Here is a 24,486-nt window from a genome sequence, read left to right on the forward strand (position 1 = left end):
CTGTTCGACAACGTTTGCATCTGCTACAATAGGTGACGAAGTAAATACCAATTTGTTAACAAGGAATAGCGGAGGTTTAGAAAATGAAAATTTTACTCGTTGACGGTACAGTCTTTGGTCGCAAAACAGGAGCCGTTCTTCAACAAGTTGAAAAATATATTCAAGAATACAACAAAGATTTAAAGCTAGAGCTACTATATTTCTCGGATTTAAAACATCAAATTTTAGATGGTAGCCCTTTAAATGAAGATATGCAAATGATGATTAAAAAATTTGAAGAAGCGGACGGCTATGTAATTGCTTCTCCAATTTTCCAAGCATCAATTCCAGGCGTTTTGAAAAATGCTTTTGATATGATTAGTCCAAAAGCGATGCGCTACAAGCCAGTAGCAATGGTAGCGAACGGAGGCACATACCAGCATCATTTAGTAATCGAAAATCAGCTAAAGCCAATTTTAGATTATTTCCGCTGCTTAGTAACTCCAAACTACGTTTATACACACGCGGATCATTTCGATGCGGACAACAATATTATCGATAATGATGTGCACAACCGCCTACGCGAACTAGCTCGCGTATTTGTGCAATATTGTGAAATGAGCAAAGATTTATGTAAAGAACCAGTTGATACACCGTAATATCGAGCAAATCTGTAGAGGGCTGCGAGGGAATTTTCCCTGCAGCTCTTTTGCTATCTAAGCTAAAATAGAGAAAAATGATGAAAAGAGAGGGATGAAACAATGAGTAAAATAGAAGCTATTGTATTAAATGAAGAGGATGCGAAAATTGCGGAGGCCTATGGGGCGGATCGATTAGAATTAGTTTCTGCTATTAATGAAGGTGGCTTAACGCCAAGTTACGGAACAATCAAGCAAGTGGTGAATAGCGTTCATATTCCTGTAATGGTTATGGTGCGTCCACATAGTTATAGCTACCAATATAATCAAATAGATTGGGCAGTGATGCAGGAGGATATTCGCATTATTAAGGAGCTTGGTGCTGCGGGTATCGTATTTGGCGCATTAACTACAGAGCAAGCAATTGATTACGATATGTTAGCAAAGGTAATAGGGGAAATTGGCGACTTATCAATTACATTTCATCGTGCTATTGATGAGGCGAATACGTTCGACTTATATAAATCGCTATGTCAATCACCATATCGAATTAATCAAGTATTAACGTCTGGCGGGCAGTCCAATGTAATGCAAGGGCAATCGACAATTCAAGCCTTAATACAGCACTCTTCAGAGCAATTAAATCGACCTATAATTATGCCTGGCTCAGGGCTCAATGCAGAAAATATTACAGATATCCATGAGGCATTGCAGGCACAGTTTTACCATTTCGGCTCAGGAATTAGAAAAGAGAGGGATTTTGCGCAATCGATTGACCCAAGAGCATTGGTACAAATAAAAAAAATACTTAACTGATAGGAGAATCCCTGTTTTTTGAAAAAATACTAAAGTGCTAGAAAATAAGCCCGATATAGTTAATGAAACAGAGGAGGTCTAAAAATGAATAAAAAATTATTTTTAACTTTAGGGGCAATTCCTATTGTAATGATTGCACCTGCTGTTGCACATGGAGAAGAGGTATATACTGTATCGATTTCAGGTGAAAAAATTGTTAATGGAACATTGAAGGCAACAATCGAAAACTTACCAGCGAATTCAATAGTAAAAAGCTATCAATGGTATTATGCAGAAGCTGTAGCAGGCGAGAATACAAATAGCGCAACATATAAGCCGGTCACAGGTGCAACGACTGCGACGCTAAAAGTGCCAGTTGAAGCTGCTGGGCGTTCAATTTTTGTAGAGGCAACGACAACAACAGGCGATAAATATAAAAGTGAATCTGTACAAATTAATGCGCTTCAGCTAACGATTACGGCACCGAAGCTAAATGATTATGCAGTACCTGGGGAAACTGTGAAAGTATCAGGTGCTATTGTAACGGATGCTGCAGGAGCAATTATACAGAGTGGACAAGTTACATATAGTTATCAGTGGTTTTATAAAGTTGGAGAATCATTTACCATTATTGATGGCGCTACAAATAGCACATATACAATTCCTAAAAATGCGTTAGATAAGGATGTACAGCAGCTTGTTGTAATAGCAAAAGCGAGGGTAGGCAATGCGGCAGTAGAATCGGATCCTTCGAATACATTAACTATTTCAAACGAAGCGATTAATTCGATGGTAGATGAAATTAAAGGAATTCTTGTTAGTGATTATAAGTATAATTTGACATCGTTAGCAGCTTTCAAGGCACATGTAACAGCATTAGAAAGCAAATATCAAGCGTTATCGGCAGCAGCCAAAGAAAATGTAACAAACTATTCGACATTAAAACGCGCATTGGCAGATGTAGATGCACTTGAAAAGCTACAGGAAAAAGTAAATAAATTTGATGAAATTGAAGAAAAAGACAAGGCCAAGCATTTGAAAGATATTGAGGAAGCTTACAATAAGCTAGATTTGTTGCAACGAAGCCTTGACCCAGAGGATGCTTTATATACTGATATAAAAAATCTACTTGATAATGGTACAGATGAAGAGTTGAAAGATGTAAGAAGAATTAATGGAGCGATACAAGCTTTATTAATTCATGAATCCTCTTTTGTAAAGTATAACGCAGCAAGTGTTGACAGCTTACAGAAGATGATTGAAGACATTGATAAAGAGATAGCAGCTTTATCACAAAATGCACAAGCTATTGTTCGTAACCAATCAATTTTACAAGATGCAAAACAAGATATTAAAAAGGTGCAACAATTTATTAAATCATTTGATAAATTGTCATTAACAGATGCGCCCAATAAACAAGTAACGACAGCAAAATCAATTCGTAAAGCCTATGAAAAGCTAACATATAAGCAATCAAAATTAGTGACTGATAAATGGATTTCTTTATTATTGCAGGCAGAAAGCGCAGAGGAGCAACAAATTGCGCGACTAAACAATGAAATTGCAGGTTATGTTGGAAATCTCGGAAGCCGTTACCCGATAAATCCATCAAGCAATTCTTGGGAAAGTCATGTCAACAATGTCAATCTTATTATTGCAGAATATAAAGCTTTAACAAAAAATTCAGCTACACAAATTGTTGGCTATGATAGTCTAATTACGCTGCAAAAGGATTTAAAAGCAGCATTAAAAGTGATCCAAAGCATTGACGCATACCAAAAGCTTTCAGAAACAAAAGGTGTGGCGGCTAATAAGCTACAATCGACTTATACGAGCACATTAAAAGCGTACAATAAATTAACAAGTTTACAGCAGTCACTCGTTTATAATGCGAATGAATTTTTGAAAAATACACCATCAACACCTGTTGATACAGACAAGCAGGAGCCAACTGATAAAGCTGCAGCAGAAAAGCTAGTTACCGATATTGCAAAGCTTGTAAACGTTAAAAATTACACGTTTGCAACATTTGAGGATGCGGTAAATTCAGCATCAACGATTTATAAAAATCTATCTTCAGGCGCACGTAAATATGTAACGAATTATCATATTTTAACGGCCGCTAACAAAGATCTTTCTGGTGTCAAATCATTCCACAAAAAGGTACAGGCTGCTAGGGAAGAAATGGACGTGAAGAAGCAGGCTAAAAAGATTGAATCGGTTCAAAAAGCATATGACAAGCTACCTGCTAATCAACAATATTTAGCAAAGCAACAATATGAGGACTTACTAGCTAATCGTTTAATTGATAAAAATGCACCAGATTTATCACAGTTGAATAATGAAATTGGAGCAATATTAGCAAACGATACTTACATAGTGTCAAGCGAGAAAATTAACGAGCTATCAGAAAAGTATAATAAATTAAGCTCGGCTGAAAAAAAGGCGATTACGAACGGAGATATTTTAAAAGCAGCCATATCAGATGCCAAAAAAGTAAAGACATTCATGGCACAATATGATAAATCATTTACAAAGAATCCGACTGTAGTAACGAAAGCTTTTGCTAAGCTCACAACAAAACAAGCAAGCCTAGTGAGCCCAACAGTACGTCAAGCGATTATCAACAAAGAGCAAGAACTACAATCATCCGAAGCAGTATTAACATTAATCGAATCGATCAATGGGCTACTAGTGAAAGGTGAATACATTGCCAACTTGGAGAATAAAGTAAAAGATCTTCAAGCTATTTATAATGGTTTAAGCACAAGCGACAAAAAAGATGTAAAAAACTATAAAAAACTAACAGATGCGGAAGCTGATCTGAAAAAAGCATCAGACCTACATGCACTTTACGTACCAGCAGACGGCGATGACAAAAAACGAAAAGCCTGGAAATCTGCCTACAGCAAGCTATCAAAAAGAGTAGAAATTTTATACAAACAAATGTATCCAAGTGATTTATAAGCAAAAATAAAGCGCCGGGAATCAAGGTGAAAGCCTTGATTTCGGGCGCTTTTATTGTGTGAAAACAAACTTACGTGCGAATTGTAGCTGTTTATGTGCGAATATGTGCGCTCTGCGAGCGAATTATTACTTTTGTCTGTTTTTCGAGGTTTTAGTAACAGGCTAAAATCTAAAAGTCGACCGTTCTAAAGGGCCAAAAGTAGCCTAAAGATAGATTGTTTGGAACTTTCTTGCCATATAAAGTATGCTATATATACTTATAAGATTTTCCAATGGGGTGATTTTATGCTATATAAAACTGAAACTGAATTAATGAAGAAAGCGCAAGAAGCAATTGGAAAAACATTTAATGAAATTGATCAACATGACCGATTAGGTAAAGGACAAAAGGGGGGTTTTGGTCATATTATCGAAGAAAGTCATTTTGGTTATGAAATAAATAGCAATGCAGAGCCTGATTTTAAAGAACTAGGCATTGAGTTAAAGGTAACGGCATTTAAGAAAAATAAAAATGGGACGATATCGGCAAAAGAGCGACTTGTACTTAATATTATTAATTATATGGAAGAAGTTTGTGAGCAGTTTGAAACATCTAGTTTTTGGAGGAAAAATCAAAAATTACTACTGATGTTCTATGAATGGCAGACTGAGTTGGAACGCGGAGAGTTTCATATTATTGAAACAATCCTATATAAATACCCAGAGGAAGATTTAATTATTATAAAAAAAGATTGGGAACATATAGTCAATAAAATCAAAGCTGGTGAGGCACATTTACTATCAGAAGGAGATACGCAATACTTGGGGGCTTGTACAAAAGGGGCAAATAAATCAACAGTACGTCAACAGCCCTATTCTGACATTCTAGCTCCGCAGCGCGCTTTCTCTTTAAAGCAATCTTATATGACTTCAATTATGAGAGAATATATTACCAAGGAAAAGCTCACTTATTTTTCTTCTAAAAAGGAGTTACTAGAAAAAACAATAGAAGAGCTTTTATATGAGCGTTTTGTACCATATATTGGATTAACTCAAAAAGAGATGGCAGCTCGCTTGGATGTCCCTTATAATTCCAAAAATAAAGCATTTATTCCTAAAATAATTAGCTCCCTATTAGGTGTAAAAGGAACAAAGCTTGATCAAATTGCTGAATTTGCGAAAGCAAATATTCAATTTAAAACAGTACAGTTAAAGCAAAGTGGCATACCAAAGGAGCATATGTCTTTTGTAAATATTAATTTTAAACAAATTGTTGAGGAAGATTGGGAAGATAGCTATATTAGAAATTATTTTTTAGAGACGCAGTTGCTTTTTGTAGTATTCCAATTAAATGAACAGGACGAGCTTGTTTTTAAAGGAATAAAACTTTGGCATATGCCAATGGAAACAATTGAAAACGGGGTGTTGGGATACTGGGAAGAAATTCGTAATGTTGTAAATGAAGGTGTTCAATTTGAGATAACGAAGCGCGGTATCAAAAACAACTTACCAGATGTAAAATTTAATGGCATACTTCATGTTCGTCCAAAAGGAAGAAACGCAGCTGATAAAACAGAATTGCCAGATGGCCAATTAATTACTAAGCAAAGCTATTGGTTGAATGCAGAGTATGTAGCGAACATTTTAAACGAAGTGCGGTGAAAGCATGGCAGGATACATTTTTACTTTAGATAGTTATGATTCTTTAAAAGAGATTATAAAAAATGGGGTATATAGCACAAATATTAATATTCCAAAGAAGAATGTCTGGATACCTGCTCATGAAGGGACATTTGCAGATTATTTTTCAATGAAAGAAGGAGATAACGTATATTTTTTTATTGATAGGAAAATATATGGAATTGGCGAATTGGTAAATGTTGTGGATGATTGTAAGCTACTTAATTTTCCATTAGCAGACTTTCCAACAAGCGAAAGCTTTGCTGACTTAAAAAAGAAAATGATTTTAAATAAATCAGCATTTAACTTAAAAAATCGTTTTATCTGTACATTTAAAAAAAGTCCATACTTCTTTTTAAATGGTGTTGATATGGATGATGTACTAGCGTCTAATTCTAAAGCATTTAAAATGTTAAGAGTTTTATGGAAGTTGTCCTTTATAAAGATAGATGATTTGGAAAACAAAGCTTTATTTGATTATATTTTAAAGGCGAATGAACAGGAATTAATTCAAGTAAAAGATATATTTCATGCTGAAGAGGCGTTGCATAATCGAATAAAGAACTTATATAGCGACGGATATAAGGCAACTTCTAAAAATATTATTTCTCTAGTTGCCGATGCGGAGTATATTCGACATGAAATGGCTATTGAGGCTGCGATAATTGATTACATAAGTAATCATAAACGGAGTATATTTGGAGAATGGGATTACATTTCTCATCAGGTCGTGGCATCACCATTCAAGCCTGTTGATTACATGGATAAGATGGATATTTTCGGTTATAGATATATTCCTGGATACTCAACGATATCAAAATATTTAACTATCGAAATAAAAAAAGATAAGGCAACAGAGGATGTCATTCATCAAATAATGAAGTATGTGGATTGGGTAAACCAAGAATATAGTAATAGCTACGATATGATTGAGGCGTTTGTTGTTGCAAAAGAATTTCCACAAGAAGTAATAGAACTAAAAAATAAAATAGCAAAAAGAGTATCTACAAAAGGCAGAAGACCAGCTATAACTATTGAATGGGAAAATTTAAGATTAATAAAATATGCATACGATTCAAATACAAAAAGTATTTTGTTTGAGGAGATATTAGAGTAATTAAAAAAGTTGATCCTTTTGCAGAAATGCTTTATAATGGGTTATAATTAACCCTTGCAGAAAGGATGTTCGCTTATGAAAGAGACTCTAAATGTTGTCGAATTGTTTGCGGGCGTGGGAGGCTTTCGATTAGGTTTAGAAAAAGCGGACGCAAAAGTGTTTAATACCGTTTGGGCGAATCAATGGGAGCCATCACGTAAAGCGCAAGAAGCATTTGATTGCTACAGAGCAAACTTTGGTGGAGAGCCAAGTAACAAAGATATCGCAACAGTTTCAAATGAATTGTTTAGTGAATTGAATATAGATTTATTAGTAGGGGGCTTCCCTTGTCAAGATTATTCGGTAGCTCGCTCATTATCGGGGGAAAAGGGATTAGAAGGGAAAAAAGGTGTTCTATTTTGGGAGATTAAACGAGTAATTGAACATTCGCATCCTAAATATGTGTTGCTTGAAAATGTAGACCGCCTTCTAAAATCGCCTTCTAAGCAAAGAGGTCGTGATTTTGCTGTAATGTTAGCAACATTTCGAGATTTGCAATACAATGTTGAGTGGCGAGTAATTAATGCAGCTGAATACGGTGCAGCACAAAAGCGCCGTCGTGTATTTATCTTTGCTTATAAAAATCAATTAGACTTTGCTAGAGCGCAAACTGAACTTGCTGGAAAAGAAATCGTGTTTAAAGAAGGGTTTTTTGCAAAGACATTTCCTGTTCATGACGAACCTTATAAAGATAGAATAGCTACTTGCACATTGCCACAAGACATATTAGAAATCTCGAATGACTTTGCATTTGGATTCCATACAGCAGGCATTATGCGAGGTGGTAAAGTGTTCACAGCTCAAACAGAAGCTAAAAATCCAACTTTTACACCATTGAAGAACATTTTAATTGATGAATCGATGGTGGATGAACGATTTTATTTAACTGAGGCACAAATTGAGAAGTTTGCTTATTTACGTGGCTCCAAAAAAATTGAACGTACATCAGCAGATGGTCATAAGTATATTTTCTCAGAAGGTGGTATGTCACCAACAGATGAGTTAGATGGACCTGGTCGTACAATGCTAACAAGTGAAGGCTCTGTGAATCGTAGTACGCATATTGTTGAAGTGGATGGTAGAAAGCGATTTTTAACTCCTGTAGAATGTGAACGTTTGAATGGTTTCCCAGATAATTGGACTGCAACAATGCCAGACCGTATGCGTTATTTTTGTATGGGGAATGCTTTAGTAGTAGATATGGTTGCGAAAATGGGAGATACAATATTACAGCTAGATAGAAACGAAAAGCTATCATCGGAGCAAATAACCATTAATTTTTGATTTAATAAACTTTATTAAAAAAGAAACGGCCCTGAAATATAGAATTTCAGGGCTGTTTCTTTTTCTATACCCAAAATATTAATCCTTTACCCCCCCTTTACACTTTTTACACAACCTTTTTAATCCATCCACACTTGCTTAATGTTTGTTTCGTACTATATCAGTTGTAAGCAAATAAAAATAAAGAGAAACAAATGGAGGGTCCAATTCAATGGCGATTCGAAAATGGTGGAAAAAAGGCTTAGTTGGGGCGTTGGCAATTTCGATGTTAGCAGCTTGCTCGGATGGTTCATCTTCTTCTGGTAAAGAAGTGGATAGCAATTTATCGCTTGAGGAAATTACGAAGAAGGCGAAGGAAGAGGGCGTAGTTAATTCTGTAGGTATGCCTGACACTTGGGCGAACTGGGTGGAAACTTGGGAAGAGCTTGGTACAGAGTATAGCATTAAACATACAGATACAGATATGTCGAGTGCAGAAGAGTTAGCGAAGTTTGAGGCGGAGAAAGATGATGCTACAGCAGATATCGGAGATGTAGGTATTGCTTTCGGACCGATTGCGAAAGAGAAGGGCCTAACATTACCATATAAAACATCTTACTGGGATGATATTCCTGAGTGGGCAAAAGATGATGAAGGACATTGGATTGTAGGTTATACAGGGACAATCTCATTTATTACAGATAAAAACAACGTCAAAAATCCACCTAAATCATGGGAGGATTTAAAAAATGGTGATTATAACGTAAGTATTAATGATGCATTAACAGCGAACCAAGCACACTTTGCTATTTTAGCAGCTGCTATGGCATTCGGTGGTGATGAATCAAATATTCAGCCAGGTATTGATTTCTTTGCTGACTTAGCGAAGCAAGGTCGTCTACAAGGTGATCCAAGCGTTGCCAATTTAGAAAAAGGCGAAATTGATGTAGGGATTCTGTGGGACTTTAACTCACTTGGTTACCGTAGCCAAATCGATGAAAATCGTTTTGATGTAGTGATTCCTGCTGAAGGCTCTGTAACATCTGGTTATGCAACAGTTCTTAATAAATATGCAAAAAATCCACATGCTGCCATGTTAGCACGTGAGTACATTTTATCTGATGCTGGACAAGAGAATTTAGCAAAAGGCTATGCTCGTCCGATTCGTGAAAATGTGAACTTATCAGCTGAGGTAAAGGCATTATTATTACCTGAAGATATGTACAAAAACGCTAAGCCAGTGAAGGACCAAAAGAAATGGGAGGAAACAACAAAGCAAATCCCACAATTATACCAAGAGCAGGTATTAATCCATGCAAAATAAGAAAGTCGTATTAATTGTTGTTGACGCATTGCGCTTTGATACAGCATGCACACATATGGGCTTTATGCATCATTTAGTAGAACGGAAAATGGCTGCGCGCTATAAAGTTTGTTCAGAAGTGCCAGCTTTATCAAGACCGTTGTATGAAACAATTTTAACAGGTACGCCACCGATTGTGCATGGTGTAGTAAGCAATATGGTTGTGCGTTTATCGACACAGACGAGCTTATTCCATGTAGCGCAAGAAAATGGCTTATCAACTGCGGCGGCGGCGTACTATTGGGTGAGTGAGCTTTATAATCGAGCGCCGTTCGTTCATATGGAGGATCGCATTCAGCTAGATAAAGAGCTACCTATTAACAACGGTCTATTCTATTTCGAAGATCATTATCCAGATAGCCACTTATTCGCGGAGGCAGCTTGGTTGCTTGATAATAAACAGCCTGATTTCCTATACGTTCACCCTATGAATGTAGATGATGATGGGCATAAATATACGGCTGACTCAGCTGGCTATCGCAATCGAGTGTTAGCAACAGATACTTTATTATCATTATTTATTCCGAAATGCTTAGCGCAAGGCTATGAAGTGATTGTTACAGCAGATCATGGGATGACAAGCGATGGCAATCATGGCGGTACCACGGATGAAGATCGACATGTCCCGATGTTCGTTATTTCAAATTCTGTGAAGCCGGGTATTCGTGATGGAATCGTATCACAATTACAAGTAGCTCCGTTATGCTGTAAATTACTTGGTATTGAGCCAGCAGACAGTATGCCACCATTATTGTTAGATTAATATGGAATAAACCTCGGAAAACGTGGAATAAATCCATAAAAACATGGAATAAACTCAACAAAACATGGAATAAACCTTGAAATGCAACAAATTTGCGCCTTGCCTAACGAGCAATCGTTAGCAGGCGCACTCTATTATACATATGAAAAGAAAGAAGGAATTGTTTTGATCTCGAAACGCCAAGCCTTTGTATGGCTATCTCCTTTTTTAGTGCTAATGCTTCTATTTTTCTTAGTACCGCTACTATACATGCTTATTACGAGCTTCCAAAATAACGGTACATTCACATTGCAGCAGTATCAAACAATTTTGTCGAACAGCTATATTTTACAGGGCTTTAAAAATAGTATTACATTATCTGTTGTGTCAGCGTTTATCGCATTAATTGTCACATTATTTGCTGTGTATGCCATCATGAAATTTTCGGAGCCAATGCGTGAAAGGATTTTGATTTTAACTAACTTAACATCGAACTTTTCGGGCATTCCGTTAGCCTTTGCCTTTATCGTTTTACTTGGTAACAGCGGTTTATTTACGCTGTTATTTGATAAATGGGAAATCGGTATATTATCGTCATTTTCGCTATATAGCTGGGCTGGGTTATTACTTATTTATGTATACTTCCAACTGCCATTAGCGTTAATGCTGCTTTATCCGATTTATGATGGGATACAGCAGCAATGGAAGGAGGCTGCGGCACTTCTTGGTGCTTCTACTTTGCGGTTTTGGATGAAGATAGGGATTCCTGTAATGCTGCCAGGTATTGTAGGTACATTTAGTGTACTATTTGCAAATGCGATGGGCGCGTATGCTTCTGCTTATGCATTAACGAATAGTAGCTATAACTTAGTAGCAATTCGCATCGGTTCATTAATTAAAGGGGATATTTTCGCCCAGCCTGAGTTGGCGAGTGCCATAGCAGTGCTGCTCGCAGTAACGATGGTATTAGCAATGCTACTAAGTGAATGGAGTATTGCGAAAACAAGGAGGAAATTATAATGAAAAAACGTAGCTTTGCAGATTTGTTCTTCCTCCTGTTTGTTGTTTACATTGTGTTACCAGTTGTTGCAACGATGCTTTATGCTTTTGCGGATAAGTGGAATAAAACTATATTGCCAGAAGGGCTAACGCTCAAATGGGTAATGACATTATTTCAAGATCCAGCTTTTATGCAAGCATTCGGACGCTCGGTGCTATTAGCGAGTGGAGCTGTTATCATCGCACTGCTTGTCATTGTGCCTGCTATTTTTGTTATCGTACTATATTTCCCGAAGTATGAAAAATGGATTCAAGCAGCTGTTGTAATGGTTTATTCATTCCCTGGAATTATTTTAGCGGTAGGGTTAATTCGCGTTTATAGCAAGTTTGGTATATCGATGATTTTAGTTGTACTTGGCGCCTATGTTATTAGTATATTGCCTTATATTTATCAAGGTACGCGCAATAGCTTACGTAACGTTGATGCTCGTCAGCTTTTAGATGCAGCACAGCTACTTGGCGCTTCTAAAATGCAGGCATTCACAAAAATCTTGCTACCAACTGTTTATCCAGGTTTATTTGCAGGGGCCTTGCTATCATTTTCAGTGCTGTTCGGCGAATTCGTGTTAATTAATCTTGTTGTCGGTTCTCGCTTTGAAACAGTGCAAATTTATTTGATGAAAAAATTAAGCACGAGTGGACATATTGCAAGTGCGGTTGTGTTTGTTTATATCGTGTTAATGGGCGTATTAACATTTATTATTGCGAAAGTAACGAAAAAGACGAAAGGTGCTACAAACGTATGAGTTATATAACGATTGAAGGACTTCATAAAAAATTTGGAGAAACGACTGTTTTAACAGAAATTGATATGCGAATTGAGAAGGGCGAATTTATTACATTATTAGGTCCAAGTGGCTGTGGAAAAAGTACGATTTTGCGTATACTAGCAGGCTTAACAGATTCTTCAGCAGGCGTTATTCAAATTGATGGAAAAAATATGATTGGTGTGGAGCCGAAGGAAAGACAGGTCGGCATGGTATTCCAATCATATGCGCTGTTTCCAAATATGACGGTCTATGAAAATGTAGCATTTGGCTTACGTATGCAAAAGGTTGCATCAGCAGAAATTGATAAACGTGTGCAGGAAATGCTAGCAATCGTTAATTTAACAGAAAAGGCCAATTTTTATCCAAAAGAATTATCTGGTGGACAGCAGCAGCGCGTTGCTTTAGCACGTGCAGTTATTGTTCGTCCAAAGGTGCTTTTGTTAGATGAACCATTAAGTGCACTTGATGCACAAATTCGTAAAAAGCTACAGGTGGACTTGCGCAATATTCAACAGCAGCTTGGTATGACAATGATTTTAGTAACGCATGACCAAGAAGAGGCAATGGCCATTTCAGATCGCATTTTCGTTATGAATAATGGGATGATTGCACAAAATGGTACACCAACTGAAATTTACACAAGCCCAAAAAGCGAATTTGTGGCGAATTTTATTGGACATTACAATGTATTTACACGTCAAGCACTAGAAAAGATGGTTGGCACAACGTTACCTGTAAAAGGAGAAAAATTTGCAATTCGCCCCGAGGCAATTCATCTTGAACAAAAACAAGGGGATATTGCTATTACCGGTGTGGCGCAGCATTCTTTAATGAGTGGTAATGTTATTCGTACGACATTTGAAGGTGAAAGTGTGTTCTTAATGGAGCAGCTACACCAGCGCAAACATAATGTAGCGATTGGGCAAAAATATACTTGCTATGTTGCGAAGGAAGATGTGGTTGCATTATCATGACGTACGCAAAAATAGAGCGCTTCGAATTTATCGTGAAGCAGCTAGAGCTTGAAGGTAAAATTATTGTTGCAAATATTGCAGAGGCACTGCAAGTTGCCCCTGAAACAATTCGTAGAGATTTGGATGAATTAGAGCAGCAAAAGCTATTAACAAGAGTGCATGGTGGTGCTGTAAAGTATACGAACGTAAGAAATGAGCCAGCTTTTTTGCGTAAGCTTCAAATGCAAATGGAGGCAAAGCGTCAAATAGCGCGTACGGCAGCTAGCCGGATTCAAAATGGCGATACTATTGTTGTAGATACAGGCACAACTACTGTTCATATTGCTGATTTCCTGCTTGCAGTTGATGATGTAACGGTTGTAACAAATTCAATTGCCGCAGCTGTTCAATTTAATTTAGCCATTGAAGAGCGACGTATGACAGGAAAAGTTATTGTGCTTGGTGGTATGACAAATCCAGCACAATCATCATTAGTAGGTGCAATCACAATTGAGATGCTGAGCAGTATGAATTTCGATAAAGCCTTTTTATCGTGTGGTGGAATTAGTGATGGTATCGTTTATGATTATGATTTAGATGAATCATTAGTTTCAAAAAAAATGCTGAAGCAAAGCCAAAAAAGCTATTTACTAGCAGATGCTACAAAATTAAATAGTAAATCCTTTTATCAAATTTGTAAGTTGGATGCGTGTGCAGAAGTATTATGTGATCAAGCTTGTCCAATAATGTGGCAGGCATATGAGGAAATTTGGACGCTATGTCATGGAGGGAAATTCGGATGATTGATTATCATGTACATTTAGAAGAGGGACCATACTCGTTTCGTTGGCTAGAACGCACTGCGCAGGCATTACAAGCTTGCGAGGAAGAGGCTACAGATAAGGGGTATCGTCAAAATGTAGAGCGACAAGTGCAATTATTATCCGAGCGATTACAAAAAGGCTGCTATAGCGAGGAATGGCTTGATTTATACTTACAGCAAGCGAAGCGATTAGGTTTGCGAGAAGTGGGCATTGTTGATCATTTGTATCGCTTTAAGGAAACACGTGCTTATTTTGAGCGTTATATGGAGTTAGATGAGCAGCATGAATATGGTGGCTTGCAGCGCTACTGGTTAGAGCGTGTTATGACCGAAAATGTAGATGAATTTGTAGAAACGATTCAACGCGCAAAGGAAAAATGGAGTGCACAAGGCGTAGAGTTGAAGCTTGGTATCGAGGCTGATTATTTTCTCGGGGGCGAAGAAGAGCTAGCGGCATTACTAGAAGGTCAGCCATGGGATTTTGTTATTGGCTCTGTGCATTTTGTAGATGGCTGGGGCTTCGATAATCCGCAAACAGAATATATTTTTAAACGTATGGATGAAGAGGCGCTTCAACAGCATTATGCGCGATTTTTCACAACAGTTGAAAGCATGATTGAATCTAAATTATTCGATTTTGTTGCACATTTAGATAATTTTAAAGTGTTTAATTATAAAGTGCAGGACGAAGCTTTTTTGGATAGGGCATACGAGCGTGTCGCAAAGGCACTTACGATAACAAACACAGCGACAGAAATTAACGCTGGCTTGTACTATCGTTATCCTGTAAAGGAAATGTGTCCAGGTCCACGATTTTTACAAACATTGTTAGCACATGGCGTTGAGTTTACAGTTTCGTCAGACTCACATTTTCCAGACGATTTGGGGAAATTCACCTTTGACAATGCACAGCAGCTGAAAAGTGCAGGAGTTTCCTCATTGGTAACATTCGATAAGCGCGAGAAGCGATATTTAAAAATTTAATAAAACTGTTGGGAATGCAGATAAATATCAGCTTTCCTAACGGTTTTTTCGCATTTTTATGAGAAACATCTTAAACGTATAAATAAAGCAGAGAAAAGTGCAAATTTGCCCTTCCTTTACCCCTTACGATACTGCATAGAAATTGTTTAGCTCAATATATTAATATATTGATTATCTATCTTTTTAAGAAAAAGCATATATCAAAATAGAGGATAAAGGGAAGAAGAGGGATTATTAATGCAAAATAAAAAAAATTATTTAATGCTACGCTTGGCAGCTTTGACTTCTGGAATTAATATGATCGTTTTTATACTTGCAAAGTTTTTTAATTTATTTGAAGGACATAATTCACATGGAACGATTGCAGAAGTAACAACGGCTATTGTAGTCGGTGGATATATATTTTTTGCTATTCCTTTTTTGCTTTTAACGTGGGGTATTGTGCTTTATTTCAAAAATCCTGAGCATCATTTGTTGCCATGGGTTAATGCATTAGCCCAAACATTTGGCAGTATGGCGATTATAAGTAGTGCTGGGGGTGGTGTGGAGTTCCACTTTTCGATTTTTATGGTGTTAGCAATTATCGCTTACTATGAGCAGGTGCGATTAATGATTTTAATGACTGTGCTCTTTGCGGTGCAGCATATCGCAGGTTATTTCTTTATTCCACAGCTTGTTTTTGGCACAGACAAATATCCTTTTTTAATGCTAGTAATACATGCAATTTTTTTATTATTAACTAGCTATGCGACGATTCAGCAAATTTTGTCGAAAAATGCGATTACAAAACAATTAGAAGAAGAGAAAAACAGTAAAGAAGAAAGCTTAGTTCATGTAGTACAGCAGGTTGAAAAACTGTCTGAGCATATTCAACGAGCTTCTATTAACGTTTCGAATAAATCTGAGCAGAATTTGAAGTTTAATGAGGCGCTAGGTTATTCTTTTGATGAAGTTGCAGGAGGATTGTCACAGCAGATTGATTCAATACAACATATGAATGATAATCTGGGGCGCATTCACGATTCTATCCAAAAAACATTCGATTCCTTTGAAGAAATTCAAGCTGAAGCAATGACAACAGAGGAAGCTGTAACAGAAAGCTATGAGATGATTGAGAGGATACAGGAGCAAAATAAAAATGTGTTACAGACGACTTCTGTTTTTGTTTCGTCTATGCAGTCTTTACAGCAATCGACAGTTGAGGCACAAAGTATGATAAGTATGATTCAGGCCATTGCTGATCAAACAAATTTATTGGCTTTAAATGCATCGATTGAAGCGGCAAGGGCAGGGGAGCACGGCAAAGGATTTGCAGTTGTGGCTGATGAAATTCGTAAATTATCTGATCAAAGCCGAAATGCTGCTGAGGAAATCCAAGAAATCATCACAACAATTGGTCAAGAAAGTGAAACCAATGTTGCGCATGTAAATATTGGGCAAGAAGCAATTCAGCAATCAACAGCTAGTGTAGAGACTTTTGCTACTGATTTTGGAAAGATTCATCAAATGATTCAACGAATGCTGAGCTATATTTTTGAAATGAACAATATGATGACGAACATTCATAAGGACACAAGCGATGTAACGGGGAATATGCAGCAAATTTTAGTCGTTACTGAAAAGGGATTTGATGCTGTGGAAAAGCTAAGAGTTATGAGCGGTAGTCAAATTGAATCTGCAAAGCAAGTAGATGAAGAAATTGAGGGGTTAGGTGCATTGAGCCGTTCGCTACAGCAGCAATTTTCATAGTATCAAAATTTAAAAATAAAGAAGCTGTTTGAAAAGGTAATATCTTTCCAAACAGCTTCTTTATTATTCCGTTTTCGCCGTAACAATTGCATAGCGCTCCCATTTTCGGCTTTTCCAGCGCAATAGGACGAGTATTGCACGCAGCCATTCATCTGCAGAAATTGCTAGCCATACGCCAACTAGCCCCATATCGAATACGAAGACGAATAAATAACCTAGTGGTAAGCTCATGCAAATCATTGAAATGAAACCAATCTTTACTGGGAAACGTGCATCACCTGATGCGCGCAATGCGTTAATAATTGTAATATTAATTGTTCGCCCAGTTTCCAGCAAAATACTTAATAATAGCACAGATGAACCAATGGCAATAATTTCTGGGTCCTTCGTAAATAGCCCTACTAATTGCTCGCGGAAAATCATGACAATTACAACCATCACAAGTGTAAATATTAAAGCTGTTTTTACGCTAAACCAACCACGTTTATAGGCGATATGTTGCTCTCCAGCTCCAACATGTCGACCAATTAAAATCGCTGTTCCCATTCCGATTGCCATTGCAAATAAATAGGTAAACATTGATATATTAACGACGTATTGACGTGCTGCAAGAGAAGCTGATCCTATATACGTAACATAGTACAAGAAAACAATTTGCGCTGTTTGGTATAACACTTGCTCTAGAGCAGAAGGAATCCCGATTTGTAAAATTTTCTTAATATAGTCTTTTGAAAAAGTATAGTAGTATTGTAATTTTACACGCACCTCAAGTGCTTGATATAGTAGCCAGAAAAATACAATAGCGGCGAGCGCGCGGCTAATAACAGAGGATATTGCGGCACCTTCTACGCCCATTGCAGGAGCACCGAATTTCCCAAAAATCAAAATATAATTTAAAACTAAGTGTACAACGTTCATACCCAACGATACGTACATTGTTTGTTTCGTCCAGCCATTAACACGAATAATTGCAGATAGCGAATTAATCAAGGCCTGTAAGAAAATAAAGCCACCAACAATTGCAAGATAGCTTTGCGCAAACTTCAGAACATTGCCTTGCAAGTTCATCATCGTCATAATATTGTTCGAAAACAAAATGAAGAGCACACTCATCGCAATGCCGACACAAAAATTAAGTGAAACCGACAGTGCTGAAATTTTAGAAGCTTCCTTCAAAAGTTTGGAGCCTATATATTGTGAGACGACGATTGATGCACCTGAGCCGACAACTCCTAATATTAAAATAGCAATTTGGATATATTGGTTTGCTGCTCCAACCCCTGCGACTGCCTCATCAGAAACTGCACTCAGCATTAATGTATCCGCAAGTCCCATCAGCATAAACAAAAATAATTCTAAAAAAAGCGGCCAGGTTAATTGAAACAGACCGAGTTCTTTACCATTCTTCGCCATAAAAAGTTTCTTTTCCTTTCAACATCAATTCAAAACAACAAGTATCGTACCATATTCTCTATTGAAAGTCGCCAACTTTATTTCGCGAGGCGAAAAGAAATCGTTTGCACAGTTTAAGAACTGTTATCCTGCCATAACACATTAAAAACTATGTTATAGTAACTATACAAAAGTATGGTGAAGGCACACTTATTGTGGGCTTTTATCAAGTAAACATTGACAGACAGTTTGAATTAACGAGTATTCTCGTTTTATTGTCTGCTAAGTAGATAAAAGGAGTGTAAACTAATGGCGAAAAGTGTAGTACTAGCTGAGAAACCTTCAGTAGCACGTGATATTGCGAATGTGCTGAAGTGTCATAAAAAGGGCAATGGATTTTTAGAGGGAGATAAATATATTGTTACATGGGCTCTAGGGCATTTAGTAACATTGGCGGATCCAGAAAGCTATGATGTTAAATATAAATCATGGAATTTAGAGGATTTACCAATGCTGCCAGAGCGCTTGAAGCTAACGGTGATTAAGCAATCTGGTAAGCAATTTAATGCAGTGAAGGCACAGCTAAGCCGTGGAGATGTAAATGAAGTAATTATTGCCACAGATGCTGGGCGTGAAGGAGAGCTTGTCGCGCGTTGGATATTAGCGAAGGCGAAAATTAATAAGCCTGTAAAACGTTTATGGATTTCTTCTGTGACAGATAAAGCGATTAAAGAAGGTTTTGCCAATTTAAAGCCTGGCAAGCAATATGAAAATCTATATCACGCAGCAATTGCACGCTCTGAGGCAGATTGGTATATCGGCTTAAATGCAACGCGCGCGCTAACAGCCAAGCACAATGCGCAGCTTAACTGTGGGCGTGTTCAAACGCCAACTTTAGCGATGATTGCTGCGCGAGAAGATGAAATAAAAAACTTCAAGGCTCAAACATATTACGGCATTGAAGCACAAACGGACTCAATTAAATTAACGTGGCAAGATGTAAATGGCAATAGTCGTAGCTTTAATAAGGAAAAAATCGATGCTACTATCAAGCAGCTAGGTCGCCAAGATGCGAAGGTTGTCACTGTTGAGCGCAAGGCGAAGAAGTCATTTGCACCAGCATTATACGATTTAACAGAGCTACAGCGCGATGCTAATAAGCTATTTGGTTATTCTGCAAAAGAAACATTAAATATTATGCAAAAGCTTTATGAGTCGCATAAAGTATTAACATATCCACGTACAGATTCACGCTACTTATCATCGGATATTGTAGGCACGTTGCAGGAGCGCTTAAAGGCATGTGCGATAGGGGATTATCGTACAATTGCTAACAAACTAGCGACAAAGCCAATTAAAGCGACGAAGGCTTTTGTTGACGATAGCAAAGTAAGTGATCATCACGCAATTATTCCAACAGAGGCATATGTGAACTTATCGGCATTTTCAGATAAGGAGCGCAAAATTTATGATTTAGTTGTTAAACGCTTCCTAGCAGTATTGCTGCCTGCCCATGAATACGAGCAATTAACGGTGCAAGCTGATATTGCAGGTGAGAAGTTTATTGCAAAGGGTAAAACAGTGCTAAGTGCAGGTTGGAAGGAAGTATATGAAAATCGCTTTGACGACGAAGATGCAAATGAAGATGTGAAGGAGCAGCTTTTACCGCGCCTTGATAAAGGTGATGTATTAAAAACACGTCTAATTGCTGGTACATCTGGTCAAACAAAGCCGCCTGCACGTTTTACAGAGGCTACGCTGTTATCAGCAATGGAAAACCCAACGAAATATTTAGAACAAGAAGACAAGCGTTTAGCAGATACACTAAAATCAACGGGCGGTCTTGGTACAGTTGCAACACGCGCGGATATTATCGATAAGCTATTTAATTCATTTATGATTGAAAAGCGCGGAGGCAAAGATATTTTCATTACATCTAAGGGGCGTCAGCTACTAGATTTAGCACCAGAAGAACTACGTTCACCTGCGACGACAGCAGAGTGGGAACAGAAGCTTGAATTGATCGCAAAAGGTAAGCTACAAAAGGATGTTTTCATAAATGAAATGAAAGAGCATACGAAAGAAATTGTAGCAGATATTAAAAATAACGAGAAAAAATATAAGCACGATAACATCTCTACGAAAACATGCCCAGACTGTGGCAAGCCAATGCTTGAAGTGAATGGTAAAAAGGGTAAAATGCTTGTCTGTCAGGATCGCGAGTGTGGTCATCGTAAAAACGTATCACGCACAACGAACGCACGTTGTCCACAATGTAAGAAAAAACTTGAGCTACGTGGTGAGGGAGAAGGGCAAATTTTTGTATGTAAATGTGGCTATCGTGAAAAGCTATCTGCATTTGAGGCACGTCGTAAAAAGGAAGGGTCAGGTAAAGTAGATAAACGTTCTGTTCAAAAATATATGAAGCAGCAAGAGAAAGAAGCTGAGCCAATTAACAATGCCTTTGCAGCATTGCTAAAAGATTTTAATGTGGACAAGTAAGATTTAAATGAAGAGGAGACTATCTATCTGATAGCCTCCTTTTTTTACATTCAAATAATGAAAATCTAGTTTTTAAAAAGCTGTTTTGAGAATGAACTGTGAATTTTACTAAAGCTATATGACTTAAGAACTGATTTGATTTTTATAAATGAAAAAAAGGGGTATTATCTGATATAATCGTCTTAATTAAAAGGGCAAAACGAAAAAAGAAAGAGGTGAAATTTATGAAAATAGCTAGCTTGATGCAAAGTGGAATGCTAGATTTTGAAGAACGAAAAAAAGTATTGCAGCGTAGAGAAATGGGCGAGGCCTATAAAAGGACGGCACAATTCACAAAGGCAAGCCAAAATCCAATGCTTGTCGCATTAGAAAATTTACTATCAGGTAAAACGGAGAAGGACTTACTTGCGGCGGATGCAAAAACAAACAATCTACAACAAGACAAAGTGCAGGGAAAGCTAGAAGGACCTGAGGCAAAGGTACACTTGCAGCAACTGCAAATGACAGAGGACGAAAAACAGGCACATAAAGCAACGGAATCCAGCATGGCAGAACTAGTTTCGTATACGAAAGGGCCGAGCAGCGGAGAAGTAGTCACTCCAACACCAACTAGTGTCACAGATGATGAAACAATTAAAATATTAGAGCAAGTGCGCCAGGCGGCATTAGCACCAGCTCAGCCATCACCGCAGGATTTACGCGTAGCAGCAAGCGCAGTAGCGCAAATCCAGCAAGTGCAGTCAGGGCTTGATATTGAAGTAGAGCCACTAGAGCAGCCTCCATTTGCAAATGAAGATTTAACTGTTCGTGTGCCTGAGCGTTTCATGAATGATATTGAGCGTGATGTCACAGCACCAACCGTATTCGGTAAAGAATTAGAAAATTTAATTATGCAAAGAGCTTTTAATAAAGCGAAGATGCAATACCAAAGCCATATTGAGATGGTTAGAAATGGCTACCGTGTTGCAGCGGAGCCTATAATTTCGAGAATTGCGTAAATGTAAAAGTTGTTCTAGTATGTATGCTAGAACAGCTTTTTTTTGTACGTGAAAAAAGGGGGAGTTTATATGGGCAAGAAAATAGCAAAAACGAATGCTATTCGCATTATTGAACAACAAAAAATTCCGTATGAAGTGTTAGAATATACGGTTGATGATGGCGCAGTGGACGGTGTCACAGTAGCGCAAAAAACAAATCAAAAAGTAGAGACTGTATTCAAGACGCTTATTGCAACGAATGGTAAAGGGCAGTTTTATGTTTTCGTAATTCCAGTAGCAAATGAGTTAGATTTAAAGGCTGCAGCAAAAATAGCGGGCGAGAAAAAAATCGAGCTAATTGCAGTGAAGGAGCTACTAGGCTTAACAGGCTACATTCGTGGAGGCTGCTCACCAGTTGGGATGAAAAAACTTTTTCCAACCTTCATCGATCAATCAGCGGAGCAGCTAGATTTTATAATTGTTAGCGCAGGTAAAATTGGTATGCAAATGAAGCTGCTACCACAGCATTTGTTAGAAGTAGTAAAAGCGAAATATGGTGGACTAACGATGTGAATGGAAAAGCCTATTGGTAGGCGCTTTCGCAGCAGAAAATATTTACTTAATTAAGATAAAAGATACGATATAGCGAAAGAAGGCAATAGTATGCGGAAAAAGTTTACATGGCAATGGACATTCTTTTTTGTCGGTCTAGCTGTCATGTCATTAGGCATTTCCTTAACAATCAAAGGAAATGCCCTAGGAACAGGCCCTTGGGATGTATTACATATAGGTTTATTTAAGCAGTTTGGTCTTACAATTGGAACTTGGTCTATTTTAACGGGGCTAATTATTGTTGTAAGCACGTCATTATTTTTACGACGACTACCGAAAATTGCAACATGGTTAAATATGCTGCTAATAGGTTCCTTTATTGATTTATTTAATTGGCTGCTTCCATCGACGTCTATTTTTATAGGAGAGCTGTGTTATTTTATCGCAGGATTTTTTGTAATGAGCGTAGGTTGTGCATTATATATATCAGCAAATGTGGGAGCAGGACCGCGCGATACGATTATGATGATTATCGTGGAGCAATTTGGGGGCTCAGTTCGTTTAGCAAGGACAATTATGGAGGTTTTTGCAGCGACAGTCGGCTGGCTACTTGGTGGACCAGTTGGTATGGGTACAGTTATATTAGCACTAGGTTCAGGGCAAATTATTCAATGGGCATTGCCGCTCTTTAGAAAGAAACTAGAGCAACTAGTAGGAGAGTCAGTACAGTAAATTATACAAATATGTTAAAATCAATTTATCTTACACGAAGGGATGAAGTGCTTTGTCAAAAATATTAGATACTTTTTTAGAAGAAAACTTACAAGCATTGCATGAGCAAGGACTATATAATGAAATCGATCCTGTAGAAAGTGCAAATGGCCCGATTATTAAAGTGCGTGGCAAAAACTTAGTTAATTTATCTTCTAATAACTATTTAGGCTTAGCTACAAATGATGAGCTGAAAGAAGTAGCAAAAAAGACGTTAGATGATTATGGTGTTGGCGCAGGGGCTGTACGTACAATTAACGGTACGCTTGATTTACACGTGAAATTAGAGGAAAAGCTAGCGGAATTCAAAGGAACAGAGGCAGCAATTTCATATCAATCTGGCTTTAACTGTAATATGGCAGCTATTTCTGCGGTTATGGATAAAAACGATGCAATTTTATCAGATCAATTAAACCATGCGTCAATTATTGATGGTTGTCGTTTATCAAAGGCGAAAATTATTGCATACAATCATTCAGATATGGATGATTTACGTGCAAAGGCAAAAGCAGCCAAAGAATCTGGTCTTTATAATAAAATTATGGTTATTACAGATGGCGTGTTCTCGATGGATGGTGATATTGCCAAGCTACCAGAAATCGTTGAAATTGCAAAGGAATTTGACCTTATTACTTATGTGGATGACGCACATGGTTCAGGTGTTACAGGTAAAGGTAAAGGAACAGTAAAGCATTTCGGCTTAGAAAATGAAATTGACTTCCAAATCGGTACATTATCAAAAGCAATTGGCGTTGTTGGTGGCTATGTAGCAGGGAAGAAACAATTAATTGACTGGTTGAAAGTGCGTTCACGTCCGTTTTTATTCTCAACGGCATTACCACCAGCAGATGTTGCAGCAATTACACGTGCAGTACAAATAATTATTGACTCAACAGAACTACACGATAAACTATGGGAAAATGGCGATTATTTGAAAAAGGGCTTAGCTGATTTAGGCTTTGATATTGGTGCATCTGAAACGCCAATCACACCATGTATTATTGGTGATGAAAAGTTAACGCAAGAGTTTTCAAAGCGCTTATTTGAAGAAGGGGTTTATGCGAAATCCATCGTCTTTCCAACAGTACCAAAAGGCACAGGGCGAGTTCGCAACATGCCAACAGCAGCACATACGAAAGAAATGTTAGATGATGCATTAGCGATTTATGCAAAAGTAGGTCGTGAGTTAGGCGTAATTAAATAGAAATATTAAAAGCTTGAACTCTTTTGGATAACGAAGGTTCAAGCTTTTTTGTTTAAGCAAATGGAGTAACCGCTTTTCTAATCGACTCTTATAAGTTAGTAATCATCAACTTTAGACTATCTTAAGCAAAACGATTAGCAACTCAAGCTTCCGTATTTATTTGGAAGCTTGAGTTGTTTTTTTGTTTC

Annotated in this window: 20 protein-coding genes; 19 read left to right on the forward strand and 1 reads right to left on the reverse strand. The window is 37.6% G+C overall.

What is annotated here, in order from left to right; genetic code table 11:
- The first annotated feature begins 83 nt into the window (after positions 1-83).
- The 14 genes from TY13_RS01080 (at position 84) to TY13_RS21200 (ending at position 16,900) form a co-directional block, all read left to right on the forward strand.
- Positions 84-638: an NADPH-dependent FMN reductase gene (locus tag TY13_RS01080; RefSeq protein WP_042470578.1), complete on the forward strand. Its 555-nt coding sequence runs from the start codon at positions 84-86 to the stop codon at positions 636-638.
- A 102-nt stretch (positions 639-740) separates the two neighbouring features.
- Complete coding sequence (locus tag TY13_RS01085) at positions 741-1,433, forward strand: copper homeostasis protein CutC (protein ID WP_042470581.1); 693 nt, start codon at positions 741-743, stop codon at positions 1,431-1,433.
- 84 nt (positions 1,434-1,517) lie between these two features.
- On the forward strand, positions 1,518-4,379 hold the full coding sequence (locus tag TY13_RS01090; RefSeq protein WP_042470583.1) for a hypothetical protein: 2,862 nt from the start codon (positions 1,518-1,520) through the stop codon (positions 4,377-4,379).
- Between the two features lie 285 nt (positions 4,380-4,664).
- Positions 4,665-6,020, forward strand: coding sequence for a Sau3AI family type II restriction endonuclease (locus TY13_RS01095; RefSeq protein ID WP_042470585.1), 1,356 nt, complete (start codon positions 4,665-4,667; stop codon positions 6,018-6,020).
- 4 nt (positions 6,021-6,024) lie between these two features.
- Positions 6,025-7,155, forward strand: coding sequence for a hypothetical protein (locus tag TY13_RS01100; protein WP_042470588.1), 1,131 nt, complete (start codon positions 6,025-6,027; stop codon positions 7,153-7,155).
- A gap of 75 nt (positions 7,156-7,230) precedes the next feature.
- Positions 7,231-8,478 carry a DNA (cytosine-5-)-methyltransferase gene (dcm, locus tag TY13_RS01105; RefSeq protein ID WP_042470592.1) on the forward strand — a complete coding sequence of 416 codons (1,248 nt, stop codon included), beginning with the start codon at positions 7,231-7,233 and terminating at the stop codon, positions 8,476-8,478.
- Between the two features lie 211 nt (positions 8,479-8,689).
- Positions 8,690-9,781, forward strand: coding sequence for an ABC transporter substrate-binding protein (locus tag TY13_RS01110; RefSeq protein ID WP_042470597.1), 1,092 nt, complete (start codon positions 8,690-8,692; stop codon positions 9,779-9,781).
- Positions 9,771-10,583 carry an alkaline phosphatase family protein gene (locus TY13_RS01115; RefSeq protein WP_042470599.1) on the forward strand — a complete coding sequence of 271 codons (813 nt, stop codon included), beginning with the start codon at positions 9,771-9,773 and terminating at the stop codon, positions 10,581-10,583. Before TY13_RS01110 ends, TY13_RS01115 begins: the two co-directional genes overlap by 11 nt.
- A gap of 216 nt (positions 10,584-10,799) precedes the next feature.
- Complete coding sequence (locus tag TY13_RS01120) at positions 10,800-11,582, forward strand: ABC transporter permease (RefSeq protein ID WP_042472292.1); 783 nt, start codon at positions 10,800-10,802, stop codon at positions 11,580-11,582.
- Complete coding sequence (locus tag TY13_RS01125) at positions 11,582-12,367, forward strand: ABC transporter permease (RefSeq protein ID WP_042470602.1); 786 nt, start codon at positions 11,582-11,584, stop codon at positions 12,365-12,367. Before TY13_RS01120 ends, TY13_RS01125 begins: the two co-directional genes overlap by 1 nt.
- Complete coding sequence (locus TY13_RS01130; protein WP_042470605.1) at positions 12,364-13,365, forward strand: ABC transporter ATP-binding protein; 1,002 nt, start codon at positions 12,364-12,366, stop codon at positions 13,363-13,365. Before TY13_RS01125 ends, TY13_RS01130 begins: the two co-directional genes overlap by 4 nt.
- A complete protein-coding gene (locus TY13_RS01135) occupies positions 13,362-14,147 on the forward strand; it encodes a DeoR/GlpR family DNA-binding transcription regulator (protein ID WP_042470608.1) in 786 nt (261 codons plus the stop codon). The genes TY13_RS01130 and TY13_RS01135 overlap by 4 nt, the downstream gene beginning before the upstream one ends.
- Positions 14,144-15,151, forward strand: a complete 1,008-nt coding sequence (locus TY13_RS01140) for a histidinol phosphate phosphatase domain-containing protein (RefSeq protein WP_042470609.1) — start codon at positions 14,144-14,146, stop codon at positions 15,149-15,151. Before TY13_RS01135 ends, TY13_RS01140 begins: the two co-directional genes overlap by 4 nt.
- Before the next feature lie 1,107 nt (positions 15,152-16,258).
- Positions 16,259-16,900 (forward strand): methyl-accepting chemotaxis protein, encoded by a 642-nt coding sequence (locus TY13_RS21200; protein WP_407637699.1) that lies wholly within the window; start codon positions 16,259-16,261, stop codon positions 16,898-16,900.
- A gap of 63 nt (positions 16,901-16,963) precedes the next feature.
- Here TY13_RS21200 and TY13_RS01150 read toward each other — a convergent pair whose 3' ends face one another.
- The gene (locus TY13_RS01150; protein ID WP_042470617.1) at positions 16,964-18,313 is read right to left on the reverse strand and encodes an MATE family efflux transporter; all 1,350 of its coding nucleotides are present in this window, start codon (positions 18,311-18,313) and stop codon (positions 16,964-16,966) included.
- Positions 18,314-18,601: 288 nt separating this feature from the next.
- Here TY13_RS01150 and TY13_RS01155 point away from each other — a divergent pair, with 288 nt between their 5' ends.
- From TY13_RS01155 to TY13_RS01175, 5 genes are all read left to right on the forward strand, one after another.
- Positions 18,602-20,794, forward strand: coding sequence for a DNA topoisomerase III (locus TY13_RS01155; protein ID WP_042470619.1), 2,193 nt, complete (start codon positions 18,602-18,604; stop codon positions 20,792-20,794).
- A gap of 224 nt (positions 20,795-21,018) precedes the next feature.
- Positions 21,019-21,792, forward strand: coding sequence for a hypothetical protein (locus tag TY13_RS01160; RefSeq protein WP_042470622.1), 774 nt, complete (start codon positions 21,019-21,021; stop codon positions 21,790-21,792).
- Between the two features lie 69 nt (positions 21,793-21,861).
- Positions 21,862-22,344: a Cys-tRNA(Pro) deacylase gene (gene ybaK, locus TY13_RS01165; RefSeq protein ID WP_042470623.1), complete on the forward strand. Its 483-nt coding sequence runs from the start codon at positions 21,862-21,864 to the stop codon at positions 22,342-22,344.
- A 90-nt stretch (positions 22,345-22,434) separates the two neighbouring features.
- Positions 22,435-23,055 carry a YczE/YyaS/YitT family protein gene (locus tag TY13_RS01170; RefSeq protein WP_042470625.1) on the forward strand — a complete coding sequence of 207 codons (621 nt, stop codon included), beginning with the start codon at positions 22,435-22,437 and terminating at the stop codon, positions 23,053-23,055.
- 52 nt (positions 23,056-23,107) lie between these two features.
- On the forward strand, positions 23,108-24,298 hold the full coding sequence (locus TY13_RS01175; RefSeq protein WP_042470628.1) for a glycine C-acetyltransferase: 1,191 nt from the start codon (positions 23,108-23,110) through the stop codon (positions 24,296-24,298).
- Positions 24,299-24,486 lie beyond the last annotated feature (188 nt).

Source organism: Bacillus ndiopicus, from assembly GCF_000612805.1.
GTDB lineage: Bacteria > Bacillota > Bacilli > Bacillales_A > Planococcaceae > Metasolibacillus > Metasolibacillus ndiopicus.

Excerpts from the sequence above, each read along its gene's own strand:
- TY13_RS01080 (WP_042470578.1), top strand. The coding sequence starts at position 84 with ATGAAAATTTTACTCGTTGACGGTACAGTCTTTGGTCGCAAAACAGGA.
- TY13_RS01085 (WP_042470581.1), top strand. The coding sequence starts at position 741 with ATGAGTAAAATAGAAGCTATTGTATTAAATGAAGAGGATGCGAAAATT.
- TY13_RS01090 (WP_042470583.1), top strand. The coding sequence starts at position 1,518 with ATGAATAAAAAATTATTTTTAACTTTAGGGGCAATTCCTATTGTAATG.
- TY13_RS01095 (WP_042470585.1), top strand. The coding sequence starts at position 4,665 with ATGCTATATAAAACTGAAACTGAATTAATGAAGAAAGCGCAAGAAGCA.
- TY13_RS01100 (WP_042470588.1), top strand. The coding sequence starts at position 6,025 with ATGGCAGGATACATTTTTACTTTAGATAGTTATGATTCTTTAAAAGAG.
- dcm (WP_042470592.1), top strand. The coding sequence starts at position 7,231 with ATGAAAGAGACTCTAAATGTTGTCGAATTGTTTGCGGGCGTGGGAGGC.
- TY13_RS01110 (WP_042470597.1), top strand. The coding sequence starts at position 8,690 with ATGGCGATTCGAAAATGGTGGAAAAAAGGCTTAGTTGGGGCGTTGGCA.
- TY13_RS01115 (WP_042470599.1), top strand. The coding sequence starts at position 9,771 with ATGCAAAATAAGAAAGTCGTATTAATTGTTGTTGACGCATTGCGCTTT.
- TY13_RS01120 (WP_042472292.1), top strand. The coding sequence starts at position 10,800 with ATGCTTCTATTTTTCTTAGTACCGCTACTATACATGCTTATTACGAGC.
- TY13_RS01125 (WP_042470602.1), top strand. The coding sequence starts at position 11,582 with ATGAAAAAACGTAGCTTTGCAGATTTGTTCTTCCTCCTGTTTGTTGTT.
- TY13_RS01130 (WP_042470605.1), top strand. The coding sequence starts at position 12,364 with ATGAGTTATATAACGATTGAAGGACTTCATAAAAAATTTGGAGAAACG.
- TY13_RS01135 (WP_042470608.1), top strand. The coding sequence starts at position 13,362 with ATGACGTACGCAAAAATAGAGCGCTTCGAATTTATCGTGAAGCAGCTA.
- TY13_RS01140 (WP_042470609.1), top strand. The coding sequence starts at position 14,144 with ATGATTGATTATCATGTACATTTAGAAGAGGGACCATACTCGTTTCGT.
- TY13_RS21200 (WP_407637699.1), top strand. The coding sequence starts at position 16,259 with ATGATTGAGAGGATACAGGAGCAAAATAAAAATGTGTTACAGACGACT.
- TY13_RS01150 (WP_042470617.1), bottom strand. The coding sequence starts at position 18,313 with ATGGCGAAGAATGGTAAAGAACTCGGTCTGTTTCAATTAACCTGGCCG.
- TY13_RS01155 (WP_042470619.1), top strand. The coding sequence starts at position 18,602 with ATGGCGAAAAGTGTAGTACTAGCTGAGAAACCTTCAGTAGCACGTGAT.
- TY13_RS01160 (WP_042470622.1), top strand. The coding sequence starts at position 21,019 with ATGAAAATAGCTAGCTTGATGCAAAGTGGAATGCTAGATTTTGAAGAA.
- ybaK (WP_042470623.1), top strand. The coding sequence starts at position 21,862 with ATGGGCAAGAAAATAGCAAAAACGAATGCTATTCGCATTATTGAACAA.
- TY13_RS01170 (WP_042470625.1), top strand. The coding sequence starts at position 22,435 with ATGCGGAAAAAGTTTACATGGCAATGGACATTCTTTTTTGTCGGTCTA.